The following is a 22,573-nucleotide window of genomic DNA, read 5'->3' as shown; positions in this document are numbered from 1 at the left end:
CTCAGTCGGCTTCGTTTAATTGGGTTTAGGATATTTTTTATGATTAGAATGTTGACCTTGAGAATGTCGAGCCTTAAAGCGTTGACCAAAGCATTAACATTAGTGGCGCTATTTCTGCTGGCGCCAGCCTATGGCGACGATAAAGCCGTCATTGGCCAGACGGCCATGATGACGGTCGATGAAGCCGGGCTCGTCTATCAGGCCCGCATCGATACCGGCGCAGGTAATACCTCCTTGCATGCCTTCGATCTTGAGATCCAAGGGGGCAGCGCCAAGAAGATGGCAGACAACGTGGGTAAGACTATCTGGTTTACCACAGAAAACGTTGCCGGCGAGCGTAAGCGCTTGAGCGCCAAGATAGTTAAAACCTCTACCGTCAGCAACTCTCAGGGCACTGAGACACGTTACATGGTGGAGATGCACGTCGGTTTTGCCGGTGAGACCCGCAAGGTCAAGGTAAACCTTAGAGACAGAGGCCACATGGATTATAAGCTGCTGATCGGCCGTAACTGGCTAAAAGGCAAGTATGTGGTGGATGTGTCTGAAAAGCGGGTGATAGGTGCCAGGGCCCCCATCAGCATCCTGGAAACTGGCCTCCTGTTTGATACCCGTATCGATACCGGCGCGGTAGAGAACTCGCTGCACGCGGTGGATCTCAAGGTGGAAAATGGCGTCGAAGATATGGAGCAAAATGTCGGTAAGATGCTCGCTTTCACCACGGAAAACGAGAAAGGTGAAACAAAACGTGTCCATGCCCGTATCGTCGAAACCTCGCTTATTCGCAATGCCCAGGGCAGTGAGGTGCGCTACATGGTGGAACTCAATGTGGGCGAGCCGGGCAGGGAGTATAAGGTCAAGGTGAACCTGAGAGACCGTACTAAGATGACCAACAAGCTCTTGATAGGCCGTAACTGGTTGCAGGGCCACTACCTGGTCGACGTCGCGAAGTAACCCGTCAGACACGGCAGACAAAATAGCGTCCCCGGAAGTGGCTACCTCCGGGGATTTTTTTATGCCTTATCGAGATGTAACTCGCATACCAGCTCGGTAAACTGCGCGCTCTGGCTGCTAACTGTGAGTCTGCCGTTGAAGTGGGCCTTGAGCCACTGATTGATATGGATGAGGGAGCCTTGTCCCTTGCCACTATTATTATTACTACTGCTGTCTAGCGCGTGGGTGAGTTTCTCCAGCCGAGCTTGGCCAATCCCCAGGCCGTTGTCTCTCAGGGTCAGGTTGAGCACACCCTCTCGATAGCGAATACCTATGCGCAGCTGTTTCGGTCGATTGAGCGCCTGACCGTCGGGAAAGGCATGTTGCAGGCTGTTACCGATCAATCTGTGGCAGAGCACCAGAAAATGCCAGGGTGAGATGGGCAGTGTCAGGTGATGGGGACAGTCTATCTCCACCGCTACTCCCTTGGCGTCGAGCTGAGGTCTTAACATGGCCACCAGGTCTTGCAAGAAGAGGTCGGGCACAGTGGCGCGAACATCTGTGATGTCTGCGCTGATCAAGGATTGACCATGGCGTATGATATCTATCTGGGATGTCAGGGCCTCGGTAAATTTGGCAAGTTGAGGCTCATCGATATCACCTGCATCTAACTGACGCAGCTGGATAAAGATCTGCTCTAGCGCCTGCAGCTCCTGGCGCAGTAACAGATGAACTACTTGAGGCAAGATAGCCTGCTGGGCCAGCTCTATCTGTTTAAGCTGCGCCAGCCCCTTGAGATCTATCCCTTCTTTTACCACGGCTTGTGGCTTGGCATCTAAGGCCTGTTTTAGCTCTGTGTTTCTTGCCCCCTGTAGCTTGATGGTCTGTTCCAGCTCTGCCTGTTTGGCCTTGAGGCTGCTGATATCTACCGCCATGGCACCCAGGGCGATGATGTTGCCATCCTTGTCTTTGATCGGGTACTTAGTGATCAGGTAGATACGCTCACCATGCACGGTCGGCATGGGCTGCTCGAAACTCTGGGCTTGATCGCTGCCCAAGATGATGTGGTCATGATGATTGATGATCTCGGCGATATGCGCTGGATAGAGGTCGCTGTCGCGCATGCCGATGACCCGGGCTCGCTCTATGCCCATCACCTCGCAAAACTTGTCGTTGACCAAGGAGTAACAGCCATGGGTGTCCTTGATGCAGATGAGGTTTTGCGAGGCGTTGAGCAGGGAGTTGATTAACTCCTTCTTATTCTCCAGCTCCTGCTGCGCCAGTTGCTGCATCGCCAGTTGCTGCTCCAGCGCTAGGTTGCTGGCATCGAGACTGGCATAGGCGATCTCCAGCTGATTGCTGCGGGCGATAAAGGCCTTAGCCAGTTGACCCACCTCATCATGGCGCTTGTTGGCATCGAGCTCCAGCCTGCCCAGGTTACCGTTTTGCAGCGCCGAGACGATCTGAAAGATTGGCCGGATAAAGAGCTTGTGCTGAAAGATAAACAGAATGAGCAGGGCGATAAGCTGCGCCAGCAACAGAAACGCGCCTATCTTCAGCGCGATGGCGTTGGCCTGGGACGCAAGGCTCGACAGCGGCGTCACTAGGATGATCTTCCACTGGGTCTGGGCCATGGTGAGGATAGACACCAGCACGGGCTCGTTAAACAGGGGATCGCTACTTAGCTCCAGGGTCACTATAGGCGTCTTGCCATGGCTTCCCCTGATAGAGGCATTGATGAGTGTGGTTAAGCGCTCTCGCTCCTCTCTAGGCGTCTGTACCAGCACTTTCTCGAGCTGTTCGGGGCGATAGGCTGGGCTGGTCATTATCTGCTGACTAAAGGTCTGGTCCATCGTCTCTATGCGTTTGGCAATGGGGGCGAGCTGCGGGTAGCGCTGAATAAGTCTAGAGAGGGGCTGGCCGAGCATGGCGGTCTGCTGCTTATCAGACTCGTCGAAAGGATCCGCAAGCAGATTGTTGTAGCTGTCCAGCGCCAGAATATATCCCTTAGAGAGGGGGTTCTGGTCGGAAAAATTAAAGCGTTTATCCAGGCCGCGCAGGGCGATGTCGACCGTGGCCACGCCGATGAAGCTGTGGTCGGCGCGCATGGGTATAGAGGCTGTGATCATCACCTCCTTGGTGTAGGGGTCGACATAGGACTTAGACCAGTGGGTATGGCCGTCTTGGAAATATTTTGCCGGCAGGTACCAGAAGGCCTGATGATAGCCAGGGCCTTCGGCGCTGTTGTAGTTGTCCAGGTATTGAAACTCATCATGCTTGTCCCGCGCCCAGAAGAAGCTGTTGCGCGTCTTCTGTTTACCAAACATGCCGGGCTCGGGCCAGATCCCGCCGCCAGCGATCAGCTGATGGCGCTCGCCAATATCCAGCAGGGAAGGGATCAGCTCTTTCACCACCTCATCTTGACCGCGATAGGTTTCGCCCACTATGCCTATAGTGTTCGCCAGTGTCTCGATTTTGGAGGTGACCTGTTGCAGCTGTTCTATTACCGCCAGGCCATAGTTCTGGCTTAGCGAGAGCTGGGTGTCCATGTGATGTTTCTTCTCGGTTGAGAAGATCAACCAGATGCTTGAGGCGATGATCAGAACCGCGACCACAAATTGGACTATGGTGAATTTAAAGGTAAGGCTGTTTTTCCACTGGGTGTTTAATGAGCCGGCCTCGTCTTTCTCATTGGCGACCATAGGGGCTTGTGATCCATTCATGCATTAGTGATAGCTCAAGATTAAATCAAAATGCGACAGGATTAAACTCTTATGAAGTCGGCTTAGGGTGACGAGTTGCCTCCCTAAGCCGTTAAAGTGACTAGCTTTTAGTGACTAGAGCATTAGTGACTAGACTTTCAGTCCAACCAATAGCTGATCCAACTGCTCGGCGGTGGCGTGCAGCTCGTCGCAGCCTGAGACAGACTGGTTGGCGGACTGCTCCACATCGTGCGATTGGTTGCGGATCTCCATCAGGTTGGTGGCGATCTCGTTGGCGACCGCCGATTGTTCCTCGGCCGAGGTGGCGATCAGCACGCTCATCTCATACACCCGCTCGCTGTGGTGGGCGATGGCCTTGAGATCCTCACCGGTTTCCAGCACATGCTGCTTGCCGTCCTGGGCCTTCTCGACCGTGCGTTTCATCACCTGAGTGAGTGCGTGAGAGCCTGTCTGCAATGCCTCGATCATCGACTTGATCTCAACCGTGGCGGCCTGGGTGCGTCCCGCTAGGGTTCTGACCTCATCGGCGACCACGGCAAAGCCGCGACCCTGTTCACCGGCGCGGGCCGCTTCGATGGCGGCGTTAAGCGCCAGTAGGTTGGTCTGCTCTGAGATGGCGTTGATGGTGGTGACCACCTCGTCGATTTTGGCGGCATTGTCGTTCAGGGTATTCACCGCCGTCGAGGCGTCGCCAATCTCGTTGGCAAGATCGCCAATGGCTTCAACCGTGATGGCGATATCTTTCGAGCCCGCCTCAACCTGTTGGTTTGCCTCTTGGGTCTCGTTAGATGATTGCTCGGCGTTGCGGGCCACCTCTTTCACCGCGGCGGTCATCTCCTCCATAGCCGTGGCCAGTGAATCCAGATGCTGACGCTGTTCGGCGGCCAGAGTTTGTCCCTCCTGGGCCGTCTGCCTGAAGGCCTGCACTACGGTGCGGATCTGGCTGCTGGCCTGAGTCATGCGGCTCACCAGCTGATGCTGACGCTCGACGAGTGTGTCTATGCTCACCGCCAGGATGCTGAACTCATCTTTCACCTCGAAGAAGTTCAGTCGTCCGGTGAGATCGCCATCGGCCGCGCGTTTAAGTGCCATCACGTTGGTGTAGAGGGCGCCGCCGACGAAGGTGGAGATATAGTAGCTGCTTAGCAGGATAACAAAGATAAGTGCCACCAGGCTGATAATGACCACGCTCTGGGCCGAGCTCAGTACCTGATCGAGATCTGTCACCTCTGTCTTGGCTACCAGGTTGGCGCTTGAGGCGCGGCTATGGGCTGTCAGGCTGTCACCTTGCATTAAGGTGCCACCACCGGCCTGTACCAGGCGGCTCGCCTTGGCGTTGAGGGACGATTGTGTATCGGCAAAGCCGGCACTGACCAGTTCCTGCTTAAAGCTCGCCGACTTGTCGTCTGGCACGTACTTAAGGCTCAGGTCGATAAGCTCCACCATCTTCTGGGCGTCAGCCAAGGCACTCTGCTGGTGACTCTGCTTAATCTGGCTATTGAACTGCCCATACAGGATATAGGAAAGCCCCATGAGGGTGATGATGGGGATGATGGCCAGAATGGTAAATTTGGTTTTCAGGGTCATATGGATAAGATACTGATCTATCCATCGAAACTTTACTTCTCTCATAGCTTTTCTCTGCCGCCTGGGGATGATCTCGTTATCGGATCGCAAAGTGATTACTTAACGAGAATTTTGCCTCAGGGCGTTTGTTTGTTGTTTATTTGTACTGGGATTTTATCGTTATTGTTAAATAAGGTACGGCTCAAGTGTACATGCTTGCTGTGATCGCGGCGAATCAAAATTACATTTTGGGATGGCTTTTTAGCCTATCTGAGTTTGATGCTTAGCCAGCTTGGCCTTTTCTCACGGATTTCGTTAGAAAAATACCAAATAAGCCCTAGTCAAACGTCTTATGGTCACGTAAAATTTGTCTCTTTTTCTATTTTCGTAAAGATTAAATAGTCAGCATATAGAAAGTCTTGGCTCTCAGCGTGAGGGCGGGCGTACTGGAAGAGATGATGTCAGAGTTAACAGAAATCGTAGAACAGGCCTTACAGGCAATCGAAGGGACAGATGATCTGAAAGCCCTCGATGACCTTCGTGTCGATTACCTGGGTAAGAAAGGTAAGATCACCGACATGATGAAGATGATGGGTAAGCTGAGTCCAGAGGAGAAGCCAGCCTTTGGTCAGGCGGTCAATCAGGCGAAGCAAGCGGTACAGCAAAAGCTGTCTGAGCGTATCGAAGGCTTAAAGGCTCAGGAGCTCGAAGCTAAGCTGAGCGCCGAAAGCATCGACGTGACCCTACCTGGCCGTCGCATCGACAATGGTGGCCTGCATCCTGTGACCCGTACCATCGAACGTATCGAAACCTTCTTTGGTGAGCTAGGATTCAGCGTAAAGCAGGGGCCAGAGATCGAGGACGATTTCCATAACTTCGATGCGCTCAACATTTCTGAGCATCATCCGGCACGTGCCGATCACGATACCTTTTACTTTAATCCTAAGCTGATGCTGCGTACCCAAACCTCGGGCGTGCAGATCCGCACCATGGAAACGGAAAAGCCGCCGCTGCGTATCATCTCTCCGGGCCGCGTTTACCGTAATGACTATGACCAGACCCACACGCCTATGTTCCATCAGGTTGAAGGTCTGTTTGTCGATGAAAATGTTAACTTCGCGGAGTTGAAAGGGATCTTGCATGATTTCCTGCGTAACTTCTTCGAAGAAGATCTACAAGTACGCTTCCGTCCCTCTTACTTCCCATTTACAGAGCCTTCAGCCGAAGTGGATGTAATGGGTAAAAACGGCAAGTGGTTAGAAGTCTTGGGTTGCGGCATGGTTCACCCTAATGTCCTGCGCAGCGTTGGCATCGATCCCGAGAAGTACCAAGGTTTCGCCTTCGGTATGGGGGTAGAGCGCCTCTCTATGTTGCGTTATGGGGTTAATGACCTGCGTTCTTTCTTCGAAAACGACCTACGTTTTCTTAAGCAATTCAAATAACGGAGCGAGTAAATAATGAAATTCAGTGAGTCTTGGCTTCGTGAGTGGGTCAATCCAAGTATTAGCCGTGACGATTTGTCACATCAGATCACCATGGCGGGCCTGGAAGTCGACGGTGTCGACCCGGTAGCCGGTGATTTTTCAGGCGTTATCGTAGGTGAGGTGGTCGAATGTGGCCAGCACCCAGACGCCGACAAGCTACGTGTCACTAAGATTAATGTCGGTCAGGATGAGTTGATCGATATCGTCTGCGGCGCGCCAAACTGCCGTCTGGGCCTGAAAGTGGCGGTGGCCATGGTTGGCGCGGTATTGCCGGGCGACTTTAAGATCAAGAAGGCCAAGCTACGCGGTCAGCCATCATTTGGTATGCTCTGCTCCTATGGCGAGCTGGGTATCGACATCGAGAGCGATGGCATTATCGAGCTGCCGCTCGATGCGCCTATCGGTCAGGACGTACGTGAGTACCTGGACCTTAATGACGCGGTGATCGATGTCGATCTGACCGCCAACCGCGCCGACTGTCTCGGCATGGTGGGTCTGGCCCGCGAAGTGGGTGTGCTTAACCGTCAAGCAGTTGTTGCCCCGACATGGGAAGCGGTCACCCCTAGCATCGAAGATGCTATCGAGATCGACAACCAGGCGCCTAGCGCCTGTCCACGCTACCTGGGTCGTGTGGTGAAAAACGTTAACGTTAAGGCGCAGTCGCCACTCTGGATGCAGGAAAAACTGCGTCGTAGCGGCATTCGCTCTATCGATCCTATCGTCGACATCACCAACTATGTGTTGATCGAGTTCGGCCAGCCGATGCACGCCTTCGATTTGGCGAAAATCGACGGCAAGATCCAGATCCGTCTGGGTGATGGTGAGGAGAAGCTGACTCTTCTCGATGGCAACGAAATTACCGTACCAAACGATACCCTGGTTATCGCCGATAACAGCCAACCTCTGGCCCTGGCCGGTGTGTTTGGTGGCGAGTACTCGGGTGTGACCGGTGAGACCCAAGATATCCTGCTGGAGTGCGCCTTCTTTGCGCCGCTGGCGATCATGGGTAAATCACGTCGTCTTGGCCTGCACACTGACTCGTCACATCGCTTCGAGCGTGGCGTTGACCCTGAGCTACAACATAAGGCGATCGACCGTGCTACGCGCCTGGTACTAGAGATCTGCGGCGGCGAAGCCGGCCCTGTGGTTGAGTCTAAGGCCGACGAGCATCTGCCTCAGCCTGCTAACATACTGTTGCGTCGTAGCAAGCTAGATCGCGTGCTAGGCCATCATATTAGCGATGCCGATGTGACCGAAATCCTCGAGCGTCTTGGCTTTGGCGTGTCACGTGTGGACGACAACTGGCAGGTCGTTACTGCGACTTACCGTTTCGATATGGCGATCGAAGAAGATCTTATCGAAGAGGTTGCCCGCATCTATGGCTACAACAACATTCCGAATGTTGCGCCTGTTGCGGCCCTGAGCATGCCACTTCACAAAGAGTCTGATATCGACCTTAAGCGCGTGCGCGCCATGATGGTGGCCCGTGGCTTCCAGGAAGCCGTGACCTACAGCTTCGTCGATCCTAAGCTGCAGCAGTTGGTACATCCGGGCAGCGATGCCATGGTGCTACCAAACCCTATCTCGGTAGAGATGTCGGCCATGCGTTTGTCTATGTTTACCGGTCTGTTGACTGCCGTGGGCTACAACCAGAGCCGTCAGCAAAACCGTGTTCGCCTGTTTGAAACCGGTCTGCGTTTCGTGCCAGATGCCAACGCCGAATCGGGTGTGCGTCAGCAGGCGATGCTAGGTGCCGTCATTGCCGGTAACCAAAATGACGAACATTGGTCGATGGAATCAAAAACTGTAGACTTTTTCGACCTTAAGGGCGATCTGGAAGCCATTATCGGCTTGACAGTTTCAGAGGATGAATTTACTTTTAAAAAAGCATCTCATCCGGCGCTTCATCCGGGGCAATGTGCTGAAATCTTAAGAAATGATCGTGTGATTGGTGTCATTGGTGCCGTCCATCCGAGCCTGGAAAAGCCCTTCGGCTTAAATGGTAAAACCATCGTATTCGAGCTCGAATTAGACGCCTTATTGCACGCAAGTTTGCCGCAAGCCCAGACTGTGTCTAAGTTTCCAGCAAACCGACGTGACATTGCCATCCTGGTTGATGAAGATGTCTCGGCAGGAAATGTTGTAAATTTGATAAGAAAAGTTGGCGAAAATCAGTTGGTTGGCTTAAACTTGTTCGATGTATACCAAGGTAAAGGTGTTGAACCAGGTAAAAAGAGTCTGGCGATTGCACTTACACTACAAGACAACGCTCGTACACTTGAAGAGAAAGAAATTGCTGAAATGGTAGAAAAGGTAGTTTCTGAACTCAAGACCGAGTTCAACGCACTGTTGAGGGATTAAAAGTATGGCACTTACCAAAGCCGAAATGGCAGAACATCTTTTTGAAACGCTTGGCATTAACAAGCGAGTTGCGAAAGAGATGGTTGAGGCATTTTTCGAAGAAATTCGTCAAGCCCTCGAGAACGGTGAGCAGGTCAAGTTATCTGGCTTTGGCAACTTTGACCTAAGGGACAAAAATCAAAGACCGGGTCGCAACCCTAAAACAGGCGAGGATATCCCGATTTCTGCTCGCCGCGTGGTGACTTTCCGTCCAGGACAGAAACTTAAGAGTCGTGTTGAAGAGGCTAACGCCGGTAAATAATCCGACTTAATACATAGAGAAGGCCACTCCTTGAGTGGCTTTTTCTGTTTCTTCTGAACTGGTTATCTGTTGTTTAAGCCTGTGTGGTCACAGGCGCTGGATGAGTAAGAGGTTGTACTCTTGTCTAGAAAACCTAAGTATTTCGATCGCCGCTTTCGCGCCGAGTTATTACATCCTAAGCATTGGCCCACCTGGTTTGCCATAGGGCTGCTGGTGTTTTTTGGCCTGATGCCCGCCTGGCTAAGGGATCCGATAGCGCGCCTGCTCGCGCGTCTGGTGAAGAAGATCGCCAAGAAGCCCCTCAGGGTGGCCAGGGCAAACCTGGAGACCTGTTTCCCGGATAAATCCAAGGCCGAAATCGATAAGCTACTCGAAGAGAATATCGAGAATTTCGTGTTGATCCTGTTGGCGCAGTCAGAGCTGCTGCTGCGCTCAGATGCTAATCTTCGTCGCCGGGTTCAACTTGAAGGCTTCGAGCATGTGCAGCGCGCCCGTGATGCCGGTCAGCCGGTGATCTTCATCATGCCCCATGTATGGGGCATAGAATACGCCGGGCTCAGGTTGAACCTGGAGCTCCCCATGGTCACCATGGCCAAGGCTCATCGTAACAAGTTGTTCGACTGGTTCAATAACCGCATGCGTAGCTCCAAGGGCGGCAACGTCTATATGCGCGAGGCGGGTATACGTGCGCTCCTGTCAGAGCTGAAAAACGATAACAGTTTCTTCTATCTACCAGACGAAGACCTAGGCCCAGAGAAGAGCGTCTTCGCGCCATTTCTTGGCACTGTTAAGGCCACTCTGCCTGTGGTGGGGCGTCTGGCCTCGGCGGGCAACGCTCAGGTGATGCCGGTGAAGATTGGCTATGATCAGCAAAAGCGTCAGTACCTGCTGACGGTACTGCCGCCCATCTCACCCGAGGAGATGCAGGGCAAGGAGAATGAGGCCTTAGCATTAAACCGCGCGGTGGAGCAGGTGATAAACGCCTATCCAGAGCAATATATGTGGTTCCTCAAACTCCTGCGTACTCGTCCGCCGGGCGAAGCCTCTATCTACTAGCTTTTAAAGTAAGCTCTTGAAAGTTTGCGTTAGAGTTAGGGAAAAGATTGCACTGAAGCAGATAGCGATAAAAAAAGCGGCTCAATGAGCCGCTTTTTTAATGCCTGAAATCCAGACTTATTCCGTCAGGCCTCTGTGCTTTAACAGGGCATCCACGGTTGGCTTTCTGCCGGTGAACTTGATGTAGTCCTGCATCAAATCTTCACTGTTACCCTTAGACAGCACGTTGTCGCGGAACTTGTTACCGTTCTCCAGTGACAGGCCGCCGTTGTGGCTCATGAAGTCGAAGGCGTCTGCCGCAAAGACTTCGGTCCACAGGTAGGCGTAGTAGCCCGCCGAATACCCGCCGGCGAATGCATGGCTAAAGTAGGTTGACTTGTAGCGTGGCGGGATAGGCGCAAAATCAATGCCGTGTTTCGCCAGTGCCTGCTGCTCAAACTTCGCCACGTCGTCGATCTTGGCATCGACGCCAATGGAGTGCCACTCCATGTCCAGGATGGCCGCTGCCAGATACTCTGTGGTATCGAAGCCTTGTCCAAACTTACTCGCCGCCAGGACCTTCTTCAATAGCTCGGCAGGAATAGGCTCGCCGGTCTGATAGTGCTTAGCGTAGTTGGCCAGAACTTCGGGATCGATCGACCAGTCTTCGTTGGCCTGTGATGGGAATTCGACGAAGTCTCTCGGGGTGGCGGTGCCGGCAACGCTTGGGTATTTCACCTGAGAGAAGAGACCATGCACGGCGTGACCGAACTCGTGGAACATGGTGCTGACTTCATCATAGGTCATCAGGGTTGGGCCTGAAGCCGGCTTTGGAATGTTCAACGCATTGTAGACCACAGGCTTAGTGCCCAGTAGGCCGCTCTGGGTCACGAACTCATCCATCCAGGCGCCACCGTTCTTACCTTCTCTGGCATAAGGGTCCAGATAGAAGATGCCGACTGAGCTCTTGTCTTTGTTAAAGATCTCATAGGCGAGCACATCCGAGTTCCAGACAGGCAGATCTTTGCGCGGCTTGACCGTGATGCCGTAGAGTTTTTCCATGGCGAAGAAGAGACCGTCGTTGAGGACGCGGTTAAACTCGAAGTAAGGCGTAACCTGGCTCTGATCCAGGTCGTATTTGGCCTTACGAACCTTCTCACTGTAATAGGCCCAGTCCCAAGGTGCCAGTTCGAAGTCTTGACCCGATGCCTTAATCTGCGCCTGTATGTCCGCCGCCTCTAGCTTGGCCTTGGCCACAGCCTTAGGTGCTAGGTCATCTAAGATCTCATATACGGCCGTCGGTGTCTTGGCCATCTGATCGGCTACCGTGTAGGCTGCCCAGGAGTCATAGCCAAGTAGCGCCGCCTTTTCGGCGTGCAGGTGTGACTGCTTGACGATATTCGGGCCGTTAAGCGCCATGGCGCGGTTTGCCGAGGTCTTCCACACTTTCTCTCTTAGCTCGCGATTGTTTAGGCTGGAGAGGATAGGTTGGCGAGTGGTGTTCACAAGGGTGATCAGGTATCCCTCTTTGCCTGCATCCTTTGCGGCCTGGGCGAGGGTAGCGATTTCGGCGTCAGATAGGCCGTCGAGCTCTGCCTTGTCTTTAACTATGATCACTTCGTTCTTAAATGAATCTAGAACGTTCTTAGAAAACTCTGTGGTTAGGCTGGCGAGCTGACCGTTGAGATCGCGCATCTTCTCTTTATCTGCGTCAGATAGCTTGGCACCGGCGCGCTCGAATGCCAGGTAGTAATACTCGACCAAGTGTTTATCTTCGGCGCTCAGGCTGTCGCGGCTCTTGTAGACGCTCTCGATGCGGGCAAACAGCTCAGGGTTAAGGAAGATGTTGTCCCAGTGCGCAGACAGCTTAGGTGCTAGCTCGGCTTCCAGGGTTTGTACCTGGCTGTTAGAGTTAACGCTGGCCAGGTTAAAGAAGGTTTTGGCCACGCGGGTAAGCAGGCTGCCAGACTTTTCCATGGCGACTATGGTGTTGTCAAAATCTGGGGCGGCCTGATTGTCGATGATCGCCTGGATCTCTTTATCGTGCTCTATGATCCCTTGGGTGAATGCTGGTGCATAATCGTCGAAGGTGATCTTATCAAACTCAGGCGCCTGATACTGTAGCACGCTCTTCTTGAGCAGTACGTTGCTGGCATTGATTTGGCCTTCACTCTCCTGTACGGCGGGCTTCGCCGCTTCGGTACTTGCTACTTCTGTATTGCTTGCTTCCTGACTCGCTGGTGTACAGCCAGTGAGATATAGACCGGCTAAGATAGCCGTGGTGAGGATAGACTTACGCATGGGTTCTCCCTGTTGCTGGCGCCCAATCGTTTTTTTACTGCCTAACAGGCATGGGGGCGCTAAAGATGTGATTGCCGCCATACCTTATCAAGCGGGGCAGGGGCGCGGCAAATCAAAAGTTTAAGATTGGATTAATAAAGTTGTGAGAAAATATTAAGGCAATCTTTACAACTGGTTTTTTAACTGCGGTTTGAGTTGCCAGATCCTGTCTTGTTTGTCTCTCGTTAGTTAATGTTCATTTTCGTTGCCTTACCTTTTATAAAGTTGAGGCAAGCGGCGGTTTAGAGATGAATTGCAGCTTTTATCACCACCGAATACCCAGGCCTGAGTGGATTGAGGCTTGTATATCATACTGATTTTAATGGTTATTGTGTGTTAAATCATTTAAATGGATGTGCTGGCGCTATTTGAGCTAAGCCATGCCGGCCGACCGCGTATGAGGTTTCCCACTCTGAGGTAAGTTGCCATCTTGGTCATGTTTGGGCAAAGCGAATCATTGGCGCAGATTAAGCGAGTTTTTAGTCGCCGTTCGATGGCGCGCCTATCTGCTTTAGCAGATTAATTTTCTTTCATCATCGTCTTATGAGCGAGCTGTGGCAGGTTTTAGCGCCATTGCTAGCGGCTTTTAGGGCTCAAGCTCAAGCATGATAAAACCACTTCTGGGTGACTTTCCAATAAAAAGGCCCAATCGAATCTCAGGTGAAACGCAGATAAACACGCATAAAAAGGCCAGCGTCTGTTGAACGCTGGCCTTCGTTTTCTAGTCAGCCCTGATTATCTCATCTTGCCCTGGCAAATTATGCCAGTTGAGCATCAGGAGCTTAGCGGCATTAGGCTTGGATCAGCTGATACTCATCGCGCAGGATATCGATGATCTCCTGACGAGGATTCTCGCTCAGGTGTAGCTTATGACCTATGATGGTCTCGGCGATGCCTACGTAGGTGTTAGAGATATCCATCATCACCTCGGTTGGCAGCTTGTTGTCGCGCGCCAGGGCGAAACGCTCAGGCATACGCTCCTTGTTGAGCAGAATATCGGGATCTGGGAAGTGGTTTAGCAGCCACTGTCTGAAGCCTTCTTTCGACTTCTCGACGATCTTGCCGTTACGACGGGCTTCACCGTCCCAGATACGTGATGAGTCAGGGGTGCCGACTTCATCCATATAGATCAGTTTTTCCTGACCACTGGCATCTTTCACGTAACCAAATTCAAACTTGGTGTCGACGAAGATCTGATCTTGCTCGGCCAGGGCCTCGCTGATCACCGCAAAGCCCTCTTTAAGCAGCTTCTCGTAAAGGTCGATATCGCCCTTGCTGTGGAAGTTGAAGCCTTCAAGGTGACGCTCCAGATCCGCACGTGAGACGTTAACATCATCGGCTTCGGGGACGCCCTCAAGACCTGTCAGTACACCTTTGGTCGATGGAGTGATCAGCACCTCTTCCAGCTTCTGATCCTTCTCCAGTCCCTCGGGGAGGGTGATACCACAGAAGTCGCGCTCACCCTTGCTGTAGGCACGCCACATAGAACCTGTGATGTACTGTCTGGCGATCGCTTCGACCATCACTGGCTGCGCCTTCTGCACGATCCACACGAAAGGATGTGGAACATCCAGAATATGACTGTCTGCTAAGCCTTTCTCTTTAAATAGCTTGAACCAATGGTTAGAGATGGCATTAAGCGCCGCCCCTTTGCCAGGGACGCCGTTGAGGCCATTTTCGCCTTGCCAGATGCAGTCGAAGGCAGAGATACGGTCACTGATCACCATGATCGCCAGCGGCGTGTCGGCGGGAACGTCATAACCTTTCTGCTCGATCAGGCGCGCACTGTCTTCGGCGGTTAACCAATAAACACTGCGGACTTTACCTGAATGTACCGGCTTGTCGGTGCGGATGGGCAGATCATCGTTAACGGCTAGAACTTTATTAGATTGATTCATAGGGTACTATTTTTATATGTAATGTTAGAGGAGGAAATTACGGCGAAATTGTAGCAGAACTGCTATGGGACAACAGCTTTTTCGCTTTAATTCTTTTGCGAAAACAGAGTGTTCTCATTGGAAGAAGGTGAATGTAAGATGCACGATAAAATTGGCGTTTTCTCGCGCGAAATGGCGGCTTTCAGGGCTAGGATTCTCGGGTGTTGGTCAGCTGTGATTCAGTACGTATCTGGCTCATGTTACAGCAAGGACTATGGACTTTGGTCTATGGAGGATTAAGGACTAGCACTTATATCTTGTGGCTGGGCGGCCGAGTAACCCGAGATGAGGAGTTGCCAGCCCCTTAGCGTGCCTATGTCGCCTGCTGCCAGGTCACTCACCTGGAGGATCCAGTCGCCTCTTATCGCCTCGTGATTGAAGGCCAGGGTACGATATTCCCGATGCTGATTGTCTCTTCCAGCATGGCTTTCTTTTGACGAATTGCTAGCTTTTACTGTTTTACTTTCTTTTGCAGCATAGCTTTCGCTTTCTAGTTGATAGCTTGTGCCCATGGGGGAGGTGAGGGTCATGCTAAGATCTCTGTGCCAGGTATGGGAGACATTAACTAAGACGCGCACGCCAAAGGCGGCAAGTTCATCTTCGACGGTGATGCGGCTCTCTATTCCCTTTGGGACATTGTCTGTGATGGGCTGCCAGGTGAAGTTGGCCTGCTGTATCTCGCGTATGTCGCCGGGAAGCAGGCTGAGATTGACGCTCTGCTGTTTAACCCAATTGCCGCCGTCAGCAGAGGCGGTCACGGTAAACATGTAGTCGCCCCATTGGGCGTCACTATTGGATGGCACCAAGAGGCTGAATGTGTCGCCAGGATGAATCCTTTCTTTAGTGAGCCTGGCGCCGGGAAGCGAGGAGGCCAGGCTCAGGCATATCTGTTCCTCTAATTTCTCGCTTGCTAACCTTGTAGCTGTATGGCTATTGTCTACAAGCGTCCTGTCTTCAAGTGTCGAGAAGTGATAAATCGCGGTCTCGCCAGCAGCTCTGCTTAAGCGTTTCTCTTTTACCGACAGCACGAAACCGGGCGTCAATTCCGTAGGCTTGTCCTCTGGAGTTGCTGAAGCCTCCTTTTGAACGCTCGCTATCGGCGTCTTGCTTTTTGTGTTCGTTTCGCTTATCCGTTTGGGTTTTATCTCTACTGAGCCGATAGTTGCCTTGCTCTGGGCGTTAAACTTTTCAAGCGTTTCCCTGTCCTCGGCAACCATATTGAGCAGTGGGTCGTCATAGCGGCTCTGGTAGGCGCGAAATTCGCTCGAGCCATGGGTGAAGGGCGTTAGCATAAATAGCAGGAGTATCGCGAATAGGGAGAGTCGGTTGTTGTTCACCGCTTGTGCCTCGGGTGTCTGCCCGGCCTGGATGTAGGTCAATCCAGCGGCGGAGTGATTGCTTTTCATAACGTTAGATAGCGTTAGCTAAAATTAGATATAGATAGAAAAAAAGGAAGGCTCTTGGCAGAGCCTTCCCTGGGTTACAACTTACTTGTTTCTACCTTTAGTCTTAGGAGTAGCCACAATGGTTTCCTCTAAAGAACAGGTGCTTGTGCCAGTTTCACATACTTGGTAAGTGAAGCTAGTAGCGCTAGAGCTGAAGCGATCTGTGTAGCTTGTTTTTCTTACACCAGAGCTTACTAGGGCACCGTCGCGGTATACATCGAAGTTTACCTTATTCTTCGAAGTCCAAGACAAGCTTGCTACCACACGGCTACCATCACTGCTTGCGCTGCCTTCTAGTACGATAGATGGCTCAGTTACAGTTACTTCTTTAGTGACTGAGTGCTCGGCGCCGTCATCATCGCTAACGGTCAGGGTGACAGTGTAGATGCCTGCGGCGTCATAGCTGTGGCCTGGGTTTGCTAGCGTTGAGCTAGCACCGTCGCCGAAGTCCCAAGACCAGCTGCTTATCGCGCCGTCGCTGTCGCCCGAAAGGTCGCTAAACTGCACCGCTAAGAAGTTAGTCGCGAAGCTGAAGTCAGCCACTGGGGCTTCGTTAGCAGGCGCATCTAGCACGGTAAAGCTTACCTGTGCCTGGTCGAATGCGTCTTCAGAGTCGTGAGCTACCGCTGTCACTATGTGGTCGCCTGCGACGAGTGAGCTAGTCGTGAATAAACCACCGGTACCAATCTTTCCGCCGAAGTTTGAGTACCAGTCGATACCGGCACTTACGTCACCGTCTTCGGCATCAATTGCGCTGCCTTCGAAGGTGATGCTGTCGCCCAGGTTGAAGCTAGAACCACCCATAGGAGCATTGATAGTCATCACAGGCGCTGTGTTTTCAGCAGGAGGCGGAAGTACCGCGTCGCCGTTTGAAACCGAGATGCTCCAGTTGTTCAGTACGCCATTCATGATGTAGCTAGAGGTATCTTCTACAAACAGGCGCCATGTACCCATGCTCGACTCACCTGCGAACTCAACCGGGTTGAAGGTCTTAACCAGGTCTTTGTTCCAGAACTGACGCCAAGTCACCAGTTTAACCAGGGTGCCAGACGGAGACTGTAGCCACACGTTCAGGTATTGAACCGATTCGAACGAGATATCGACATTGACTTCGATTGCATCGATAGCAACGCCAGTAGGCAGGTCGATTTCAGTAAATACCTTGCCGCCCATCTCAGGCATAGCAATAGCCGTGTTATTAGCACCGCTAACTGTAGTGTTAGCATCGGCAACAGATAGCTCAACAGTTTCTGTGCTTGCCTGGCCTGCTGAATCAGTAGAGGTCGCAGTGATCACGTGGTCGCCTACCGACAGGTTAGACTTAGTGAACGATGCGCCGTTACCGATAACGCCGTCGATGCTTGAGGTCCAAACGATGCCAGACGTCAGGTCGCCGTCTTCGGTGTCGTTTGAGCTTGCGCTGAAGCTGACGGTTTCACCGGTCAGGTACGCGCCTTGGTTAGCAGGCGTCGCTATCTGTACGTTTGGTACGAAGTCCGTGCCTGCCGATGGTGCGCCAGTCAGTTTTAGCGACCAGCTGTTGATAGCGCCCGTGTCGCCCGCAACTTCGTCGACAACTTTCAGTGTCCACTCACCCAATGCGTTGTCCAGCTCGTATTCGGTAGGAATAAAGTTGCCAACAAGGCCAGTACCATTGCCGCCCGCACGGTCGTGCAGAATGACTTCTTCGCCGGCTGGTGAAATGACAGACACAAGCATGTCAGGTGCCCAGGCGTGGGTGATGTCAACAAACACTTCAACCTGAGTCAGCGTCATGTCGTATGGAACATTAATGCTGCTGGTTGCAGGGAATGAAGGATCGTTATCGCTGATAGGCACGACTTGGTTGCTGGTCAACATAGTAGAAACAGTACCTTGAGGCCATACTTTCAGCTCCAGGTTGATGTTCTTAGACACGGCTCCGTCGGTGGCGTTGACCGTCATGTTGTACGTACCTGGCGCAGTTTGCTCGGTCGTATTGATAGTCATAGTGTTAGTGGTGTCGCCCGCAACTGGGTTTTGTGCAAATACCACTTCTGCGTTGAGCTCAGGTACGCTGCTCAGACTCATAGTCGCTGTGCCATTGAAACCGCCCGCAGCCACCAGATCGATAGCATAAGCTTGGCTGTCGCCTTGGTTGACGGTCGATTTAGTTGGTGTTGCTTCCATGAAGAAAGAAGGACCCGCTCCGCCTGAATCGATCAGGGCGTTGGCAAGATTCAGGCGCTTACCTGAGATGGTTTTACCTTGCAAAGCGGTAAGCGCATCACCAGTATTCATGAGTACACTTTTTAGCTGAGACGTGGTCAGGTTCGGGTTACCCGCCAGGATCAGGGCTGCGGCGCCGGCTACGTGCGGTGTCGCCATCGAGGTACCGCTGAACGTGTCGTAGCTGTTGTTAGGCGTCGTTGACAGGATAAATGAACCTGGTGCAGCCAGGTGAACCAGTTGATCGCCATAGTTAGAGAAACCAGACAGGTTGTCGGCGCTATCGGTAGAGGCTACCGCTACTACGTTAGGCACATCGTAACCGGCAGGGTAGAAACCACCGTTGTCGATGTCTGCAGAATCGTTACCCGCAGCCGCAACGAAGAGGATGTCGGCATTGTTGGCCGCCGAGATGGCATCCTTTAGGGTTTGGGTGAAGCCACCGCCACCCCAGCTGTTGTTCAGCACGCGGATGTTGTTGCCGGCGTTTTTAAGACCGATCATATAGTCGATACATTGAACGCCGTCGGCTAGGGTACCGCCGCCTGTGCCGAGGAAGCTACAGCCGACCATGTTGGTTTGCCAGTTTACCCCGACAACACCCAGGGCGTTGTTACCTTTGGCACCGATAGTACCAGATACGTGAGTGCCATGAGCACCTGTATCAGACGGGTTACCGTTATCCAGGATAGCTGAGATACCGTGGATATCATCAATGTAGCCGTTGCCGTCGTCATCGATACCGTTGCCCGCGATTTCATTTGGGTTGGTCCAGATGTTGTCAGCTAGATCTGGGTGGTTGAAGTCGAAGCCGGTGTCGATCACACCAACAACAACAGAAGAATCACCGATCACATAGTCCCAGGCAGTTTCAGCTTGGATCTTCTGCATGCCGTAAAGGCTTGCATATGAAGTATCGTTGGGCACCGCAGTGGTGTGTACTATGTAGTTAGGTTCTGCGTATTCAACTAGAGGGTGGTTTTTCAGGCTGTTGAGGACGGCCTCTACCTGGCGACCCTGGCCCAGATCCAGCACGGCCAGGCGACCATTGGCGATGTTACGTAGGCGGTCATCCACGCCGTCGTTGTTCTTATCTTTGAAAGAGACGCCCAGGTTACGGGTCAGCGCCTTACGATCTTTCTTAGTGACTTTCTGTTTGAACTTGACTAGTACGCTTTGGTTATCGTACTGCGGCATTGCCTTCAGCGGCGCCTTGGTTACGGCCAGTGCTACAGGGCTCAAACCAGTTAAGAGTGAGGCACCTAATAGTGTTGTGAGCAGCTTGGAAGATGATTTCTTGGGTGTAGTCATCAACTGTTCTCCTGTTGTTATAAAATTTATAAGTACCCAGTGTTGTCGCACCCAGTTACTTGATGAGGTCTTCAATAGGGCTATATCACATACAAATGTATTCGATATGTATACATTTATATACCTCGATTTGGTTTTGATCAACATTTGTTTATCAAAAATGTCACAAATTCGTCTTAAATGTGAATTTATGTATATCAATGTTTGTGTGTTAATCTGACTCCGTGCTCACAATCTACTGATATTTATAAAAAATATAATTTGATTGGAGATGGATGCGATCGAGAAGGGGAGTGCTCTGTATATAGTGTGGAAGTGGTGAGGCAGTGTATGAGTTGGGGAAATGTACTAGGATCGACGAATTCCTAGGCGACAAACACTGGGTTTCAACTAACATTGCTTAATCAGGCACTGCTTAATCAGGCACTGCTTAATCGGGCACTGTTTAATCGAGCCCTGTCTAGCCGAGATTTGTCTAGCCGAGCTTTGTCTAATCGCGTGAGCTCTGCTGCATAGAGTATAAGGGCAGAGATCAAATGAGATGATCTCCGCCCTTCAATTTACTTACGCATAAGGCGCTCGTGTCTAACGAGTTTGTGCTCAATCAGCTTGTGCTTTACGAGCTTTTTCTTAGCGAGCCTTTTCTTAGCGAGCTTTTTCTTAGCGAGACAGTGCCCAATGAGCTCACGCTTGATGAGCTATTGCTCAATGGCTAGCGTCAGCCGCTACAGCACTCATCTCTAAGGCTATCAGCACCTTACCAAATCGCCCTTGATTAGCTGCAGCGACAAATCTCCGTGACTAGAAGTTGACGCTTTGGGTCTCGGTACAGATCTGGGTATTTTCCTCACAGGCTTTGTAGCTGAAGTTGCCAGTCGCCTTGCGACCAAAGCTATCGGTATAGAGGGTGTTTGCCGCTACCGTGGCGATGAGCTGCTCGTTACGGTAGATGTCAACCTTAGGGCTCGATGCCGCGACCGTCGTCAGGTTAACCCTGTGTTTGCCTCGCGCGTATTCATACTCGGCGTTTAGGCTAAAGGTTCCCGGCGTGCCGCCTTGACCATTACAACCACTGCTTTGCAGATAGTCATAAGCCGCCTTGGCCTTGACTATGCCATAGCCAAAATACTCATCGTGTCCAGGTATGCCCTGATCTTCGGCGGTCGCCTTAAGTGCTTGACGGATCTCGCTACCAGTACACTCTGGGAAGTTTGACCACACCAGTGCCGCTACGCCCGACACGGCAGGGGTCGCCATCGAGGTGCCGCTCATATAACCGTAATCGCCACTAGCGATAGACACTGATGCCTGAGTCGCTGCCATTAAGGCTGTGCGGTCACTGAGCGCCGCACCCACGGCGGGAATCTGAGTGCTGTTGGCGTCACCCAGCGTGCCATATAGCATGCCGTCGACGTTATTGACGATGATGGCGCCGATACCGCCAGAGGCCTCACAGTTGGCGACCTTGTCATGGAAGGAGATGTTGCCGCGATCGATAACGCAGACACTGCCCTGGGCTCGGGTGTCTAAGGTTTCGGCCGTGCCCATGAAATAGGTGCTGCCACTGGCGCTGCCGATATTTTCCATGGCCGAGGCCTCGAAGAAAACATCATCCGCCGACATGGCGGCTATGGTGGCCATTTTGGCTGGATAGGTCGACAGCGTTTGTACGCCGCCGGCGGTGACTTCTACGCAGGTCATTTCATCTTGGGTTGCATGTTTGCCTCGGCCACTGCTACAGCTAGGAAATTGTGAGAAACTGGCGATATTGTTATCGGCATCGTTGGCGCCAACCATCATGACGGCGGGATAGGCGGCTGGGTAGGAGCGGGCGTTGTTACCATCGTTGCCCGCAGCGGCGACCACCAGGCCACCTGCCTGGGTAAAGGCTTCGAAGGCGTTAGATTCAATGCTGCTCGCACCGCCACCACCCAGGCTCATGCTGATGATGTTGGCGCCCGCCTGGCTACAGAGATCAGTGGCATGAGCCAGATCAGAAGAGTAGGCCCACCCGCTAGCGGTAAAGACCTTGATGATATACATGTCGACCCCAGGTGCCATACCAACGACACCTATGCCGTTGTCTGCAGCGCCTATGGTACCGGCAACGTGGGTGCCGTGGGGTCCGCCGTTGACATCCCAATCGCCTGTGCCGGAATCGTTATCGCCTGTGATGGCTCCCCAGTTAAAGTCGGGGTTGCTTCTATCCAGGCCCGAGTCGATCACGCACACCTTAATGCCGGCGCCCGGCACGAAATCAACTTGATCTGCCTGAGACTGATAGATGGCATAGGGGGTGAGTTGGCTCAACATAGGGTCGCCCGCATCATCCTGATAGAGTGACTGCAGAGTACGGCGTTGGTCTTCCTCGACCAGTTTCACATGGGGATTGTTTAACAGGCCTTTGACCTGGGCGAGATCCTGGGCGTTAAAGCTGGCGGCGAAGAAGCCATCACCGTCGAGTTCGATTATCGCGCCAGATTTGACCGCCAGGGCCTTCACTATGCCCTTGTGTTGATTATCGACTTGAACCACATAGCGGTTGTCTGATGCCTGACTCGAGGCGGCGATGCCCAGTGTGATTAGTGAGATCATGCCTGCTAGTTTACTGATTTTCATCTTATATGCTCCTCGATTTCCTGTTGCATTGGCAGCTCGCATATCCTGCTATACCGCTGCCGGCTCAGGTGCCTCGTTGTTATTGTGTGTGGTAGGGATGAGCTAGGCTCATGGCGCCGTTCCCCTTGCTGAGGGGGATTTCTCTGCAAGATTTACAGCTTTAAATATACATATATATACAAAGATATTCATTTGATCAAATGTATTTAACAAATAACAAACATTTTTTAGGGTGGTTTAGTGCGTTAGGCGGAAAATGTTGGGATGCAACCGGATAAATTCTCGTCGCTTGGGCGTGAAAAGTTGGCTTATC

12 protein-coding genes are annotated in these 22,573 nt (G+C 52.3%); 5 read left to right on the top strand and 7 right to left on the bottom strand.

Going from position 1 to position 22,573, the window contains the following annotated elements; all coding sequences use genetic code 11:
* Positions 1 to 39: 39 nt before the first annotated feature.
* Positions 40 to 951: a putative ATP-dependent zinc protease gene (locus tag K0J45_RS11355; protein WP_220042647.1), complete on the top strand. Its 912-nt coding sequence runs from the start codon at positions 40 to 42 to the stop codon at positions 949 to 951.
* Positions 952 to 1,010: 59 nt separating this feature from the next.
* Here the strand turns inward: K0J45_RS11355 and K0J45_RS11350 are convergent, their stop codons facing one another.
* Positions 1,011 to 3,653, bottom strand: coding sequence for a PAS domain-containing protein (locus tag K0J45_RS11350; protein ID WP_220042646.1), 2,643 nt, complete (start codon positions 3,651 to 3,653; stop codon positions 1,011 to 1,013).
* Between the two features lie 129 nt (positions 3,654 to 3,782).
* Positions 3,783 to 5,285, bottom strand: a complete 1,503-nt coding sequence (locus K0J45_RS11345) for a methyl-accepting chemotaxis protein (RefSeq protein WP_220042645.1) — start codon at positions 5,283 to 5,285, stop codon at positions 3,783 to 3,785.
* A gap of 392 nt (positions 5,286 to 5,677) precedes the next feature.
* Between K0J45_RS11345 and pheS the strand changes: the two genes are divergently transcribed.
* The 4 genes from pheS to lpxM all read left to right on the top strand — a co-directional run bounded on the left by pheS (position 5,678) and on the right by lpxM (position 10,421).
* Positions 5,678 to 6,661: a phenylalanine--tRNA ligase subunit alpha gene (pheS, locus tag K0J45_RS11340; protein ID WP_041407220.1), complete on the top strand. Its 984-nt coding sequence runs from the start codon at positions 5,678 to 5,680 to the stop codon at positions 6,659 to 6,661.
* 15 nt (positions 6,662 to 6,676) lie between these two features.
* Positions 6,677 to 9,064 (top strand): phenylalanine--tRNA ligase subunit beta, encoded by a 2,388-nt coding sequence (gene pheT, locus K0J45_RS11335; RefSeq protein WP_220042644.1) that lies wholly within the window; start codon positions 6,677 to 6,679, stop codon positions 9,062 to 9,064.
* A 4-nt stretch (positions 9,065 to 9,068) separates the two neighbouring features.
* Positions 9,069 to 9,365, top strand: a complete 297-nt coding sequence (gene ihfA / locus K0J45_RS11330) for an integration host factor subunit alpha (protein WP_011866012.1) — start codon at positions 9,069 to 9,071, stop codon at positions 9,363 to 9,365.
* A gap of 120 nt (positions 9,366 to 9,485) precedes the next feature.
* Positions 9,486 to 10,421: a lauroyl-Kdo(2)-lipid IV(A) myristoyltransferase gene (gene lpxM / locus K0J45_RS11325; protein ID WP_220042643.1), complete on the top strand. Its 936-nt coding sequence runs from the start codon at positions 9,486 to 9,488 to the stop codon at positions 10,419 to 10,421.
* A gap of 117 nt (positions 10,422 to 10,538) precedes the next feature.
* On the opposite strand, the gene K0J45_RS11320 is transcribed toward lpxM, so the two are convergent.
* The 5 genes from K0J45_RS11320 to K0J45_RS11300 form a co-directional block, all read right to left on the bottom strand.
* On the bottom strand, positions 10,539 to 12,701 hold the full coding sequence (locus tag K0J45_RS11320; protein WP_220042642.1) for a M3 family metallopeptidase: 2,163 nt from the start codon (positions 12,699 to 12,701) through the stop codon (positions 10,539 to 10,541).
* An 830-nt stretch (positions 12,702 to 13,531) separates the two neighbouring features.
* Positions 13,532 to 14,638, bottom strand: coding sequence for a phosphoribosylaminoimidazolesuccinocarboxamide synthase (locus tag K0J45_RS11315; protein ID WP_011866009.1), 1,107 nt, complete (start codon positions 14,636 to 14,638; stop codon positions 13,532 to 13,534).
* A gap of 275 nt (positions 14,639 to 14,913) precedes the next feature.
* A complete protein-coding gene (locus tag K0J45_RS11310; protein ID WP_220042641.1) occupies positions 14,914 to 16,083 on the bottom strand; it encodes a proprotein convertase P-domain-containing protein in 1,170 nt (389 codons plus the stop codon).
* Between the two features lie 81 nt (positions 16,084 to 16,164).
* A complete protein-coding gene (locus K0J45_RS11305; RefSeq protein ID WP_258406834.1) occupies positions 16,165 to 19,641 on the bottom strand; it encodes a S8 family serine peptidase in 3,477 nt (1,158 codons plus the stop codon).
* A gap of 801 nt (positions 19,642 to 20,442) precedes the next feature.
* Complete coding sequence (locus K0J45_RS11300; protein WP_220042639.1) at positions 20,443 to 22,260, bottom strand: S8 family serine peptidase; 1,818 nt, start codon at positions 22,258 to 22,260, stop codon at positions 20,443 to 20,445.
* Positions 22,261 to 22,573: the final 313 nt, after the last annotated feature.

This window comes from Shewanella alkalitolerans (assembly GCF_019457575.1).
In the GTDB taxonomy this organism is placed as follows: Bacteria; Pseudomonadota; Gammaproteobacteria; order Enterobacterales; family Shewanellaceae; genus Shewanella; species Shewanella loihica.
Note: the sequence above shows the minus strand (reverse complement) of the source record. Positions and strands in the feature narration are given on the sequence as shown.

What these genes read in the sequence shown, in the direction of transcription:
- K0J45_RS11355 (WP_220042647.1), top strand. Translation starts at nt 40, where the DNA reads ATGATTAGAATGTTGACCTTGAGAATGTCGAGCCTTAAAGCGTTGACC.
- K0J45_RS11350 (WP_220042646.1), bottom strand. Translation starts at nt 3,653, where the DNA reads ATGAATGGATCACAAGCCCCTATGGTCGCCAATGAGAAAGACGAGGCC.
- K0J45_RS11345 (WP_220042645.1), bottom strand. Translation starts at nt 5,285, where the DNA reads ATGAGAGAAGTAAAGTTTCGATGGATAGATCAGTATCTTATCCATATG.
- pheS (WP_041407220.1), top strand. Translation starts at nt 5,678, where the DNA reads ATGTCAGAGTTAACAGAAATCGTAGAACAGGCCTTACAGGCAATCGAA.
- pheT (WP_220042644.1), top strand. Translation starts at nt 6,677, where the DNA reads ATGAAATTCAGTGAGTCTTGGCTTCGTGAGTGGGTCAATCCAAGTATT.
- ihfA (WP_011866012.1), top strand. Translation starts at nt 9,069, where the DNA reads ATGGCACTTACCAAAGCCGAAATGGCAGAACATCTTTTTGAAACGCTT.
- K0J45_RS11320 (WP_220042642.1), bottom strand. Translation starts at nt 12,701, where the DNA reads ATGCGTAAGTCTATCCTCACCACGGCTATCTTAGCCGGTCTATATCTC.
- K0J45_RS11315 (WP_011866009.1), bottom strand. Translation starts at nt 14,638, where the DNA reads ATGAATCAATCTAATAAAGTTCTAGCCGTTAACGATGATCTGCCCATC.
- K0J45_RS11310 (WP_220042641.1), bottom strand. Translation starts at nt 16,083, where the DNA reads ATGAAAAGCAATCACTCCGCCGCTGGATTGACCTACATCCAGGCCGGG.
- K0J45_RS11305 (WP_258406834.1), bottom strand. Translation starts at nt 19,641, where the DNA reads ATGACTACACCCAAGAAATCATCTTCCAAGCTGCTCACAACACTATTA.
- K0J45_RS11300 (WP_220042639.1), bottom strand. Translation starts at nt 22,260, where the DNA reads ATGAAAATCAGTAAACTAGCAGGCATGATCTCACTAATCACACTGGGC.